The 12651-nt window shown below is 38.8% G+C and carries 10 protein-coding genes and 3 tRNA genes; 5 read left to right on the forward strand and 8 right to left on the reverse strand.

Annotated features, from left to right (window positions below; all coding sequences use genetic code 11):
* Nucleotides 1–37: 37 nt before the first annotated feature.
* Together B3Y13_RS00390 and B3Y13_RS00395 are read right to left on the reverse strand one after the other, a co-directional pair.
* On the reverse strand, nucleotides 38–841 hold the full coding sequence (locus B3Y13_RS00390) for a hypothetical protein (protein WP_296691910.1): 804 nt from the start codon (nucleotides 839–841) through the stop codon (nucleotides 38–40).
* 266 nt (nucleotides 842–1107) lie between these two features.
* Nucleotides 1108–1866, reverse strand: coding sequence for a hypothetical protein (locus B3Y13_RS00395; protein ID WP_296691914.1), 759 nt, complete (start codon nucleotides 1864–1866; stop codon nucleotides 1108–1110).
* 154 nt (nucleotides 1867–2020) lie between these two features.
* Here B3Y13_RS00395 and B3Y13_RS00400 point away from each other — a divergent pair, with 154 nt between their 5' ends.
* The 4 genes from B3Y13_RS00400 to B3Y13_RS00415 all read left to right on the forward strand — a co-directional run bounded on the left by B3Y13_RS00400 (nucleotide 2021) and on the right by B3Y13_RS00415 (nucleotide 3105).
* Complete coding sequence (locus B3Y13_RS00400) at nucleotides 2021–2752, forward strand: late competence development ComFB family protein (RefSeq protein WP_296019936.1); 732 nt, start codon at nucleotides 2021–2023, stop codon at nucleotides 2750–2752.
* Nucleotides 2753–2839: 87 nt separating this feature from the next.
* A tRNA-Val gene (locus B3Y13_RS00405) sits at nucleotides 2840–2912 on the forward strand.
* Nucleotides 2913–2943: 31 nt separating this feature from the next.
* A tRNA-Val gene (locus B3Y13_RS00410) sits at nucleotides 2944–3016 on the forward strand.
* Between the two features lie 16 nt (nucleotides 3017–3032).
* Nucleotides 3033–3105: transfer RNA gene (locus B3Y13_RS00415), tRNA-Pro, on the forward strand.
* Between the two features lie 215 nt (nucleotides 3106–3320).
* Here B3Y13_RS00415 and flgE read toward each other — a convergent pair.
* From flgE to B3Y13_RS00445, 6 genes are all read right to left on the reverse strand, one after another.
* On the reverse strand, nucleotides 3321–4712 hold the full coding sequence (gene flgE / locus B3Y13_RS00420) for a flagellar hook protein FlgE (protein WP_296019939.1): 1392 nt from the start codon (nucleotides 4710–4712) through the stop codon (nucleotides 3321–3323).
* A gap of 80 nt (nucleotides 4713–4792) precedes the next feature.
* The gene (flgD, locus tag B3Y13_RS00425; RefSeq protein ID WP_296019942.1) at nucleotides 4793–5233 is read right to left on the reverse strand and encodes a flagellar hook assembly protein FlgD; all 441 of its coding nucleotides are present in this window, start codon (nucleotides 5231–5233) and stop codon (nucleotides 4793–4795) included.
* Between the two features lie 87 nt (nucleotides 5234–5320).
* Nucleotides 5321–6691, reverse strand: coding sequence for a flagellar hook-length control protein FliK (locus B3Y13_RS00430; RefSeq protein WP_296691918.1), 1371 nt, complete (start codon nucleotides 6689–6691; stop codon nucleotides 5321–5323).
* A 74-nt stretch (nucleotides 6692–6765) separates the two neighbouring features.
* Nucleotides 6766–7395 carry a periplasmic-type flagellar collar protein FlbB gene (locus B3Y13_RS00435; RefSeq protein ID WP_296019947.1) on the reverse strand — a complete coding sequence of 210 codons (630 nt, stop codon included), beginning with the start codon at nucleotides 7393–7395 and terminating at the stop codon, nucleotides 6766–6768.
* Nucleotides 7396–7532: 137 nt separating this feature from the next.
* Nucleotides 7533–10292, reverse strand: a complete 2760-nt coding sequence (locus B3Y13_RS00440; protein WP_296691920.1) for a hypothetical protein — start codon at nucleotides 10290–10292, stop codon at nucleotides 7533–7535.
* 22 nt (nucleotides 10293–10314) lie between these two features.
* The gene (locus tag B3Y13_RS00445; RefSeq protein ID WP_296691923.1) at nucleotides 10315–11604 is read right to left on the reverse strand and encodes a hexokinase; all 1290 of its coding nucleotides are present in this window, start codon (nucleotides 11602–11604) and stop codon (nucleotides 10315–10317) included.
* Between the two features lie 363 nt (nucleotides 11605–11967).
* Between B3Y13_RS00445 and B3Y13_RS00450 the strand changes: the two genes are divergently transcribed.
* Nucleotides 11968–12651: ATP-dependent helicase (locus B3Y13_RS00450; RefSeq protein ID WP_296691925.1), on the forward strand; the 684-nt coding region annotated here is incomplete at its 3' end.

Consider the following 12651-nt stretch of genomic DNA (forward strand, 5'->3'; position numbering starts at 1 on the left):
ATCATCTTGCTGTAGATTCCGCCTTTTTCGCTCCGACTTAATTTTTTTTATCTTCCAGATAGCGGACGTCTTCTTCTTTTATATTTTTGTAACGGCAGACGGCGCAGCATTTTTGGTTCAAGTCGTCTTCAAAAATATTTTCAACTGTAAAAACCGCGTAGACAGTCCTCTCTTTTATCGGCCCCTTGGAAATCGGAAAGCCAAGGACAACAGAATACTCTTCGTCTTTATTTACGATGATATTCTCTTTTTTGGCGGCAAGAACAAGCCTTTCGCTGTCTATGTAAATTATCTGAGGGGGATTTTTCCGGCCTTCGATTGGCTGGTTCTGGCTAAAATTCTTATCTGAAAGAAAACGCACGACAGAAATCAAAAAAAGTCCGTTTCCGATGGATTTTCCGTCAGAGCGCAAAAGCATGACAAATTTTTCAAGGTATTTTTTTGCTTCCTGCTGGTTTGGCTCTTCAACATCGCTCCACTTTGGATTTACAAAAAGCGGATATTCCGGCGAAAAACCGCAATTTACGCTCGAAGAAATGTTTTTTTCTGAAGAGGAATTTGAATTGAAGCACAAAACCGCCGAAAAATTTTCAGTTTTTTTTGCCTCTTTCTCCTGAATTTTGCTTATGACAGAAGGAATTACAAGCGCAAGTCCGGATTTTACGGCTTTGACTGTCGTTATAAAATAGAGTCCGAGCCTGTTAAAATAAAATTGAACCCGGACTTTTTTTCCGTCAAAAACCTTCACGCTTTCCGGCGGATTTTTTAAGAGAATTATTCCCTGATCAAGGACTGTTATCTGCTCTCCCGGAAGGGCAACAGGAAAAACGCCCGAAGCCACAGTTCGTATTCTGTGCCCGTTTTCGGNNCGCTTTTTCCTGATCAATTTCAATTTCTTCTGTCAAAGTTACAGGAACATTTGCGTCCATTAAATACTGAAGGACAAGCTGGCGTTCAATTCCCGTCAACTGCGAAGAATTTTTTTGTGCGCCTGGTTGATTCTTTTCTTCCTGATTTTGCACCTAACTCTCCTATAAAAAGTCAAGATTAAAAAAGTTTGCAACGCAAACTTTTAAAGATAAAACCAGACGCCATTTTCGGCTGTTTTTATCTTGCATTCTTTTTGATTTTTTTCTGCATTTTTAAAATCTGCAGCTGGTTGATTTTCCAGTTTCCATTAGGATTCTTGAAAAAATAAAGAGCTACATCGGCAAAACCTTTTTTTTGCACAAAGCGGACAGGAACTTCGCAGAGAGAATTCATTTCAAAAGGCTCGCCTAGAATATACTCATCAAAAAGAATAATTTCCTGAACCGTTTGTTTTTCGGCGTCAGAAGAATTTTCACCAGTTTTTTCTTGATTTTGAAGCTCTTCGGATTTTTTTTCATCATTTTCCGGATAAGGAAAATCAAAAGTTTTTTCCCAGCGATTTTTTAATTCAATAGAAAAAAGCGCAAGCTCATAAATATCGGACGGATCAAAAAGATTTGAAGCAAATTTGCTTTTGCACAGCGAAGAGGCAAATTCCTCGGCCATTTTTTTGATTTCCGAATTAAAATTAGAAGTGTTTAGCGAGCCAAAATCTTCGACATAAGGAAAAACCGGCTCCAAACTTTTTGAATAAGCCGAATTTAAGAAAACCTGAGGAGTAAGTTTTATTTTTTTCTCTATAGTGTTTACAACGGAAATATCCTGAGAAAGCCTGTCTTTTTCAAGCTCAAAAGTCCAGTCGGTTCCGGTGATTTTTTTTTCGGCAACCGACTTTAACGAAGATGAATTCTGATCCGTATCGCCAAAATCGCTGTTTTTACAGGAAACAAGAACGAGACAGAAAACAGCAAAATAAAAAATAAACTTTTTTAGCATCGATAGCGTATTTTATCATAACAAAATATAAAATTAAAGGCTGAAGTTTATCCGCTTTTATCAGGAAATTGGTTTTGCCAGAAAATTTGCACTCAATCTTTTTTTGTTTTATAATTCAGAAAATATTTTTTTACTAAAAACGGAGCAATTTGCGATGAATATTCATAACCTAATGGAAGAAGTTGTAGGCCACCGGATAAATAAACTTTACAATCAGATAAAAGAGGTTAACGCCTGCTGGCTTACCTGCGACTGCGAAAATTGCCGGGCTGATGCCATAAGCTATGTTTTAAACCGTGTCGCTCCAAGATACGTTGTAAGCGGCCGCGGAGTTATTCATGCGCGCGATGTTCTGCAAGATGCCCAGATAAAAGCCGATATTGACGCTATCGGAATCGAAGGAATCAGAATAATAAGCTCGACAAAAAGACCGTTCCACTCTTCCGCAAGAACAGAATGTATTGTAGAAGCCTGCGAAAAACCGGTTTTTAACTTTCCAATAATTCAGGGCTCAATTCTCGAAGGAAACACTTTTGAGCCGCTCGCAAATGCAACCGTAACGCTCAAGATGGACGGAAAAGAAGTTGATATGGCGGACATTACCTGGGCAAATCCGCTGAACACATACAGCAGCACAAAAGGCTCTTATAGCTTTTGGCCAAAAGCAATCGAAGCAAAAAAAGCAGACGAAACTAAAAAATTTAATTTTTCAATTGAAGTAAAACGTCCTGGCTATGATCAAGTAAATTACGCATTTGATACAGTTCTTATTTCAGAAAATAAAATCCGAAGAGAACTTGATACCACTGTTTCTTTAAAAATAATGGATCTAGTAATGTTTAGAGAAGAAATAAAAAACACAATGAACAGAATGATAAAAGGCTAAATAAATTGATTTTTTTAACTTTTTAAGAAAAAAGGTATTGAACTTTTTTTTTAGATTTGTTATATTAACAAAGTCGTTTGACGAAATGGGCATTTAGCTCAGTTGGTAGAGCCCCTGGTTTACACCCAGGTTGTCGGGAGTTCGAGTCTCTCAGTGCCCACTCTTTTTATCAAATGACAGTGGTTTCATCCGGGCATTTAGCTCAGTTGGTAGAGCCCCTGGTTTACACCCAGGTTGTCGGGAGTTCGAGTCTCTCAGTGCCCATTCTTTTTTATAGTTACGGGATGTAGCGCAGCTGGTAGCGCGCTTGGTTTGGGACCAAGATGTCGCAGGTTCGAATCCTGTCATCCCGATTAAGTCTTGCTAAATACAGTAAGGCTTTTTTTATTTTAAACGAAAATACAGAAAAAAGACCGTACAGGATTCGAAGCGCAATGAGCGCGCCGCAGGCGAAAAGGTGGCAAGGACGCCGCCGTCAGCGAATATAGCCGCCTGCATAAAAAAAAGGCTGTCCTAAAAGCTATAAAACTTCATCAAGGACAGCCCTATGATTTTTAATTATTTATTGCTAGCGTTTAAGAGAAAGAACTGTTTCGAGCAAGGTATCAGCAGTCTGAATAGTTTTTGCATTTGACTGGAAGCCACGCTGTGTAACAATCATATCGGTAAACTGTTCTGAAAGGTCTACGTTTGACATTTCGAGCGCCCCAGCAAGAAGACTGCCTTTTCCGGCAATTCCCGAAATACCGATGTTAGCAAGACCTGAGTTATTACTTTCTACATAAGTATTTTCACCAGCTTTTTCAAGTCCATTCTGATTTGAAAAAGTTGCCAATGCAAGCTGTCCTATTGTGCGGCTAGAACCGTTTGAATAAACTCCTGTAATAATTCCTGACGAATCGATTTTGAAGTTTTCAAGATAACCCATCGTGTAGCCGTCCTGAAAGAAAGCCTTTGTTGATGAAGGAGAAGCGCTCTGCGTAATGGTATTTTTCTGGCTGCCAATTGTTCCGAGATTAATATCCATTGTCTGACGGTATGGAGTTCCATCTTCGTTTGGATTTGCTCCAGGTACAGTGTAACTTGCCTGAAGGATTACTTCGCCCGTAGGATTTGTAAGATTTCCAGCTTCGTCTGTTACTGACTGGAGAGTTCCAGTATTATCGAAATTTACAAGAAAAGTATTGCCAACTCCGTCTGTTGTTCCAAGTCCAACGCGAGTCTGAGTAAAGTCGGCATTATTTGCATCAACATTCACTTCTGCACGCCATTGATTTGGCACTCCAGGAACGCGGGTAAGATTAATTGTAAGAAGGTGTGTATTTCCGAAACTGTCATAAACTTTTTCTTCGATTGACCAAGTTCCCTTTGCAACGTCAGCCGCATTAGCTCCTTCCTGAATTTCTGGCGTATTTTTGTTAAGGTTGCAAGCATATTTTACAGAAGCGGTTGCCTTTGCAGGATCTTTTGAGCCTACAGGAATTACAAGGTCTTCCGGTGTGGCAGATGTCTGGAGAACCATTTCGCCGTTAATCTCGCGGGCCATATATCCCTGTACTTTAAAACCGTTTGCCGGATTTACGAGAGTTCCATCGCTGTCGAGAGAAAAAGCTCCGGCACGAGTGTAGTATGATTTTTCACCGTTTTTTTCGAGAAAGAAGCCGTTTCCCTGAATGGCAAGGTCTGTTGCAATTCCTGTTGACTGAAGATTTCCCTGTGTAAATACAGTGTCGATTGAAGCAACTGTCATTCCAAGACCGACCTCCTTAGGATTTACACCGCCCTTTTCTTCTGTCGGTTTTGCAGCTCCAGCCATCTGCTGGCTTATCATGTCCTGAAAATTAACACGGCCGCGTTTAAAACCTGTTGTGTTTACGTTGGAAACGTTGTTACCGATTACATCCATTCTCGTCTGGTGGTTCTGAAGGCCAGAAACGCCCGAATAAAGTGATCTCATCATATATCTACCCTCGTTCAATGTACCGTCAAAGGTTGGTACAGTTATTTAATTTTTTTATTGTGCAACCGTAAAAACTGGCATTAAATGCCGTAAATTGCTTTTATCTTATCCATGCTATAATACATGCCGTTTACAAGAACCTGCGGCTGACTTCCTCTTGTTGCCGCCTCAACCTGACCTTTTACCGCAACATCGCCCGCTTCAACCTCAACTGTTTTTCCGAGCATTGACTGGGCTTCGCTGGAATTGATAAGTCCTGCCATTTTTTCAAAGCCCTGGCTCATATTCGTCATCTGTTCCAAAGAACTAAATTGCGCCATCTGAGCAATAAAGTCTGTATTTTCAAGAGGATTTGTCGGATCCTGATTTGAAAGCTGAGCAATCAGAATCTTCAAAAAATCATCTTTTCCTAATTCGTTACTGGTTTTACGACCGTTTACAGTCAAAGTTTTGTTAAATGAATCAACTGCATTTTGAATCTGAAACTTTTCTGTCGCATTCATTGTTGTTGTAAAACTCATTTTTTTCTCCCAGCTTTCTGCAAGCATTTATAAAATTTTTCGGCAAAATTTTTCTTCAGTTTAGTTTTTTGTAAAAATCAGCAGCAATTATGCAACAATATTCACAGCATAACTGTTATTCTCAACGTAGCGGGCAACTTTCTCATCAGCAAGTGCCCCTCCGTCCGCTGTATATTCTGAATAAACCCGGTTTGCAAAAAACTGCGACTGTCCGTTTTGTGAATTTTGTTCGTGATTTTGCGCAAACTGACCGCCCTGGTTTGCAAAATTCAAGTTGAATTCTCCGGTTTCAAAGCCACTGCCGGCAAAAGCATTTTTAAGAGCGGCAATACTGTCTTTTACAGCATTATAAGCTTCCTGCGAGTGAACAGTTATCGAAGCCGAAACTGTTTTGTCCGAAAGATTTAAGGCGATTTTTACATTTCCGAGTTTTTCCGGATGCATTACAAGATTTATGCTTCCGGTATTATTGTCGCGCAAAACGATATTTCCTGCCTTTACAAAATCCGGCGCATTTGCCTGAATTGCATTTGAAAGCATATTTTGAAAAGTTGACCCGTTTGCAGCGGCGCTCTGAGTGTCAGAAGCAGTTATGTTCTGATTTACAGAATTCGAAAAATCCATTGTAATCTGAACGGTATTTTCGTTCTGCTTTTTATAAGCAAGATTAAAATCCTTGCGTTCTTTTGTTTTTTCAACCTGAATTTCAGCGGATTTTGAATCGATTTTTTCTGTCCGCAAATCAGTCACCTGAATTTTTGCAGATTTTTTTGTCTGTTTTAAGTTTTCTTTGTTTTCATCAGAAAGTTGTGAATTATTTTTAGAAAATTTCAATTCTTCGTTCAAAACAACCGTTTCACCCTGAATTTCTGAAAGATTTTCCGCGTTTTTAAGAAACATTTCAGGATCTTTTAAGGCAAGATTCTGCGCTTTTTCAAAAAGTTCCTCGTCGCTTGCTTGTCCCGGAATAAATTCAATGGCACTGTCGATAAGTTCCGCAAAATCCTCGGAAGACATTTCTTCAATTTCGTCTGTTTCTGAAATATTTTTTACAACAGGAGTTTTCAGCCATTTGAATTGCTTCTGAGAAATTTGATTTTTTTCAGTTTTTTCAAATTCAAGAGAATCTTTGAGCGAAAGATTTTTTAGCTCGTCAGTTAAATCTATTTTTTCGGCAGGAATTTCTTCTGGTTGAGAATTTTTTAGCAAAGCCAGAACTGCATTTTCTGCATTTTTGTTTTCTGACGAAGATTTTTCAGATTTTTCGAGTTTTTCGTCTTTTTCAGAATCAGAATCCGCCCTCAAACCTAAGCTTTTTTCTTTTGAAGTTTCTTTGATTTTGCTCTGCTGAGAATGAACCATTTCTAAAAACGATTCGCCTTCTCCAGAATTTTTTTGGGCAGAGATTTGCTTTGTCTGAATTTGAGGCACAAAAGAATCAAGTTGAATGCCCTGCATAATCAGAACCTCCGGTCGTAAATCAAACACCTAAAAAAGTTCCGATTTTTGCCTTTTTAGATAAAAAGGCAGGCTCAGTCGAGTTTTTCCGGCTTGCTCGCCATTTTTCGCTGAATTATAGCAGCTCTTTCCGAAGGCATATTCATAAGCCATACAGAAGTCATAGAGACAGTGTTTGAAGCTAACGCCTGGGCATCTGTTTTTCGGAAAATGTCGATTATATCCTGATCGTCCATTCCGAGAAGCTGCTCAACTGCCGTTTTTGGCGGCATATTCTGCAAATAGGTCGAAATTTGTTCGATGTTTGTATTTCTATCATCGTACTTTTTGACCTCATTGTTGAATGTTTTTTCTCTTTCTTCTTGAGATTTTTGCCTGTCTTCCAGTTCGCGCGCAATCGCCTCGTTTGCGGTTTCTGAGCGTGCAATGTCCGATTCTCTTTTGTCGAGTTCCTGACTGCGAATTTCGAGGGCTTCAAGCCTTTTTGCAAGCCTGTCGTCTTCTAAATTTGCCTGCAACGGCTTTGATGAAGTCGCAGAAACAGAAGTCTGAGGCTGAAGTCCAAAAAGTTTATAAACCGGAGCAAAAATAGACTTTGCCTTGATTATTCCAAGATAATCAAACCACAAAAGTCCGCCAAGAATAATTGCCAAAATTAAAAAAAGCAATGCTATTGACTTTCCGACTCCACGACTTCTTGCCATTTTCCCCGCCCAAAATCACTTATTTTTGATTTTTTAATTCTTTTTAAAATATAAAAATGCCGCTGCCCAATAAAATAAATTCAATTCGCATATTTTTTGGCAGACAATCCAATGCTTTAAGTTTAACTTATTTTTTATTACCACGCAATATTTGAAAAAACCGCATAAAAACCGGCTTTCCATTTTGAATTTTTATCTGTTCTCAATAAATAATTTATGTAAGCGCCGAGAGTAAAATTACTTGAAGATGAAGCAAAATAACTCGTATTTGGAGCAAAAGTAATTTCTCCGGAAAAACCCAGACTGTCCGAAAAATCTTCGTATTTTAGGTTTTCTGCAATCTTAAAGGTGCGTTTTACAGCAAAAAACTCTTCCGGTTCATATTTTACATTTGCGGAATATGACATTTTTAAGGCAAAATGCTGGACATAAACCGAAACTGCCGGAATTCCTTTTTGAATTTCATGCGAAAAAAGCTCAATGCAAGCATCCCCGGAAGCAAAATATTTTTTAGAAGGAAAAATTGCGGCTTTCAGCTTAACAGGAAGAAAAAACGGAACAAAAATTTGAGTTTCCGTCCCGCAATTCAAATATTTTTCATTTTCATCATAAATTTTTCCAAAACAATCAAAATCGTACGAAATTGCAGTTTTCTCAAAATCGACAAAGGGCTTAAAATAAAATCCAGTTTTTTGAGAATGTTTAGGACCAAAACTTCGGACAGTCGAAAAATTCAGGAATATTTTTCCGTCAACTGAATTTCCAGTGCGCCGATATTCATCAGTTTCTGTTTTTCCGTCAACCAGAATTTTTCCTTCAGAAGATGTTTTTTCAGTTCCAGAAACCCAGGTAAAACTAAGTCCAGACGAAAAAATTGAATAAAATCCCTGCCAAAAAACCTTTGTGACAGCCGAATTTAAATATGAATTCTTAAATCCAGAAGAATCAAAACAAACATCTCCGCAGAAAGCATAATTAAAACAGTCATTTCCCCCTGAAATTGAACCTTCAAGGGCAAAATGCTGCAAAAGCAAATCAAAACCTGCCGACAAAACCGTAATTTTATCTGTCCACGGAGTCGAAGTTATAAAAGTTGCGCCCCAAATAAAGTCATCGTCAATTTCAAAATCGTGATTATAAGTTTTTGCTGTTCCAACAGGAAGAAAAGCGCCGTTAAAAAAATATTTTGCCGGACTGTATTTTGTTTTCTCAAACTTTTCTTCTGTCAAAAAATTTTCACGGCTTTCCGGTTCAAAAGCTTCTGTTTTTTCAGAAAAATCCGACTTTTCAAAAAAAATGTTTTGCTCAGGAAGTATTTTACTCTCAACCGGAACAAATTCCTGCCAGTCATTTTTGTCAATTTTTACAAAGCGCAGCGGATTTGAATCGTATTCTTCGTTTATGACTAAAAAACCGTCTTTGCAAGGCACAGCCTCGATAAAAAACACAGCGCTGTCTTTTGAAAGCAACTCAATTCTTGCATTCAGGGTATTTTTATCAATAAAAATTTTTCCAAGCCGTGCAAGGCTCTGGCTTTCCATTTTTGCCCAAACAAAGACAAAACTTAGAACGCAGTTTTCTTCCTTTTCAAAATGAACGTTGTGAATAATTCTATCGCCGAACGTCCATTCAGCCTTTCTTCCCTTTTGATCCTCGTACAAAAGGCTCCAGGAAAGACCGTTTTTTACAGGAATCAGACCGTGCGTTTTTTCAAAATTTTCGCGGCTGTGCTCAATTTTCTGTTTTTTTTTGGACTTTAGATCATATTCAAAATCTTCTACTTTTACGTTTGAACTGCCGGCAAGCCTGTTTACAAAAATTTTCGTTCCGTCATCTGAAAAACGCAATTTTTGAACATTTTTTGCAGTAAAAAGTTTTTTTGAATCAAGATAAACCGTGTTTGAAAAAAAATCGAACCAGACAGTTTTCCACTCGCCGGTTTGTCCGTCAAAAAAAGAATCCAGCGTTTTTACAAGAGATTTTTTTCCGCCTTTAAAAAAAACTGAATTTTCCGCAGAAATAAATTCATTGTAATCGTCAAAGTCGATTTTTGGAACCCAAAGGTTTTCGTAAAAATCGTTCCAGGCTTCGTCAAGTTTTAATCCAAAAGTTTTATAAAAAATGCCGGCGCAAAAAGAAAAATCGGTTTTGCTTCCAGCGTTTTTCCAAAACTGCGCATATTTTTCTTTTCCGTATTTTTGAATCAAATATCTGGCAAAATGAGAGCCAAAAATATACGCATCGTTTCCGTACGGAAAAATATCCCTTGCTCCGCTAACATCGCGCCACGAAGGGAATTTTTTTTTGCCCGAGAGAGATTTTAGTTTTGCCGCAGCAATTTTTTGAGTAAAGAACGGATCGTTCAGCCTTCCGCCTTTTTTCTGGCTTTCAAAAGCAACTGCCGCTCCTTCAAACCAAAAAGAAGTAAGTGAAATTCCTGCCGGAGTAAAAAAATCCGCAAAAACCGACATCCCCCGCCAAAACGGAGATTTGGAATTGAGCGAAACTGCATGAACCAATTCATGATAAAACATTGCCTCTACGCTTTTTTCGTTCATATCAAGCTCGTAATCCATTTCTGTGTCATAAAGAACAATCTGATTGTACGGCGCCATCGAAAAATAGGCATTTACCGCCTCAACCTGGTCAGTTATCGAAACAGGAAATCTCTGGTAAGGCTCGTAACCAAAGTCTGAAGCGATTTCCTCATAATACGAATCGCAGACAGCGGCAATTTTTTGAGCAGTTTGCATACAACTGTCAGGAAAAATAATATCAAAATACCGCGTCTGTATTTCATTCAAACCGCCCTTTGTTCCGCTCATGCATCCGCCACGGGCAAAGACAGAAAAACAAGAAACAAAAACACAAACTAAAGCAAAAAAAAGTCTTTTCATTTTTCGATTTTGCAGACAAGCCTTAAATCAAAGCGGCAACCGCAGTTCCTAAAGTAATATCATTCTCAACACAAACTGTTTTATAAGAAATTCCGCATTTTTTGTATGCATAATCAAAAAGATATTTTTCTGTCCGCTCCTTAAGTCTATGAGTTTTGTAAAAAGTTGTTCCGTTGCAGACGATACATACTTTTTTTGCAGGAGAATTTCCTTCAATTTTACCTTTTTCTGTCGCAATAAGGTTTGCAGCCAAAATCGAAGCCGCATAATGCGCGCATCTGTCTACAGCGGAATCCAAAAGCTTAAAGGCAAGTTTTCTGTCTTTTTCTGTAAAACAGCATTTTTCGACAGGATTTTCGTTTTTTTCCTGCAATTTTTCATCAAAGCCGTTCAAAAAATTATCCGCGTCAATTGTAGAAAGCAAAGCCAGTTTTTTTAAATTTTCAGCCGCTTTTTTAGAAAAAAGATTTTCATTCGCCGCAAATTTCAAAAAAGAAAGGCAGGTGTTTCCCAAATATGCGCCGCTGCAACATTTTTCCAAAGGAAACTGAACAGGAATCGCAGTTCTTTTGTCTGCATCAATGTCAAAATCGCTGAGCTTAAAACTGTTGCATTTTCCGCTTTCGCAGACAATAATCTGACTCTGCCCTTTTTCGTCCCAGATATTTCCTTCAGGAGCAACAAAGGCCGCGTTCATTCCGGTCCCAAGAATAAAGCCGATGTAAGAACCAGCATTCTTCTCCTTTACCTTTCCGGCAAGAAGAGCGCCGACAGTGTCGTTTATTACAGAAATTTTGCTGACTTTCCAGCCGCGTTTTTCAAGTTCATCTTTAAGGCATTTTCCGACAGGACAGCCAAGAACGCTCCTCGCCTTAAACTCTTTGCTAAAGGCATTTGGAATTGCGTCGTGCTCCGGAGTCATATCAAGCGAATATGAAAAACAAAAACCGATTTTCTCAGCCTTGCCTTTCAAATATTCAATTCTGTCAGCAATCGCGCTAAAAAATTCATCCTTAGAATATTCTTTTTCGGTCGCTGGCATAAAACTTTTCTTGAAGTCCGAAATTTCCGCATTTCCAGAACCGTCAAAACTGACAAGACAACTTCTAAAATTTGTTCCGCCGGCATCAATCACAATAACCTTCTCATTTTCGGGATTTTTCGAAGGCGGAAGCATCCATGTCCGGCTCATATCCATTCCGCGGTTTTCGGATTTTGGACGCCTCATATCTGTCAAAATCTCATCAACAATCATCTTTGACACAAAATTATGTCTTTTAAAAAAAAGCTTTAATTTAAAATCAGTAAGCATAAGCCAATTATAAACCCAAAATAATTTTTTACAAAACGGATTTAAAATACTCCTTATTTATTTCAAGGCAAAAATCAAAAAAATAAGGAGATACAAACATGACAAGCATTCAGAATCAGGTAGCCGTACAGGCACAGCAGACCGAAAAGAAATCCATGCAGCAGTACATTAAGGCAATGGACGGANNAGCGCATGCCACCATCTTATCCGGCTAACCGCCCTTTCGCTTACGCTCCATTGCTCCGCAACTTCGGGGCTAATATCCGGGCTAAGATTTTCTGTCAATAAAATTCAACTTTCCGTCTGATAAAAAACTTTAGGCAATACCCAAAAATCAAAAAAAATACTAAACTTCATATTCCTATGGCTACAGATTTATCAGACCTCAAAAACGAATTAAACCCGGAACAATACGAAGCCGTAATGACTATAAACGGCCCAATTTTGATTATTGCCGGAGCAGGTTCAGGAAAAACCCGCGTAATCACCTTTAGAATCGCCCATATGCTCGATTCCGGAGTTCCTCAAAGCCAGATTCTTGCGCTCACCTTTACAAACAAGGCCGCAAAAGAAATGGTTGAACGTATCAAGGAACTTACCGGAAAAAAGCTTCCCCTTCTTACGATTTCGACATTTCACGCATTCGGAGTAAAAGTTTTAAGGCAGGACATTTCAAAACTCGGCTGGCGCGAAAATTTTTCAATTTATGACGAAACAGACCGCAATGCGCTCATAAAAGAAACTGGCCGGGAACTGCGCTATTCGCCCGAAGCTCTCGACATTTACAAAATCGGAATTTTAATTTCGGACATAAAAACCGGGCGCAAACAGTGGAACGCGGAAAACGAAATGTACCGCGAACTATACGAGGGCTACCAGGAAGGTCTAAAGCTCTACAATGCCGTTGATTTTGACGACTTGATTGTTCTTCCAATCCGCCTTTTTAAGGAATTTCCAGAAATTCTTGCAAGCTACAAACAGCGCTACAAATACATAATGGTAGACGAATTCCAGGACACGAGCCACCAGCAGTACGAAATGATGCAT

This window comes from Treponema sp. UBA7567 (assembly GCF_002476655.1).
In the GTDB taxonomy this organism is placed as follows: domain Bacteria; phylum Spirochaetota; class Spirochaetia; order Treponematales; family Treponemataceae; genus Treponema_D.

Coding starts and splice junctions, on each gene's coding strand:
- B3Y13_RS00395 (WP_296691914.1), bottom strand. CDS start 1,866: ATGCTAAAAAAGTTTATTTTTTATTTTGCTGTTTTCTGTCTCGTTCTT.
- B3Y13_RS00400 (WP_296019936.1), top strand. CDS start 2,021: ATGAATATTCATAACCTAATGGAAGAAGTTGTAGGCCACCGGATAAAT.
- flgE (WP_296019939.1), bottom strand. CDS start 4,712: ATGATGAGATCACTTTATTCGGGCGTTTCTGGCCTTCAGAACCACCAG.
- flgD (WP_296019942.1), bottom strand. CDS start 5,233: ATGAGTTTTACAACAACAATGAATGCGACAGAAAAGTTTCAGATTCAA.
- B3Y13_RS00430 (WP_296691918.1), bottom strand. CDS start 6,691: ATGCAGGGCATTCAACTTGATTCTTTTGTGCCTCAAATTCAGACAAAG.
- B3Y13_RS00435 (WP_296019947.1), bottom strand. CDS start 7,395: ATGGCAAGAAGTCGTGGAGTCGGAAAGTCAATAGCATTGCTTTTTTTA.
- B3Y13_RS00440 (WP_296691920.1), bottom strand. CDS start 10,292: ATGAAAAGACTTTTTTTTGCTTTAGTTTGTGTTTTTGTTTCTTGTTTT.
- B3Y13_RS00445 (WP_296691923.1), bottom strand. CDS start 11,604: ATGCTTACTGATTTTAAATTAAAGCTTTTTTTTAAAAGACATAATTTT.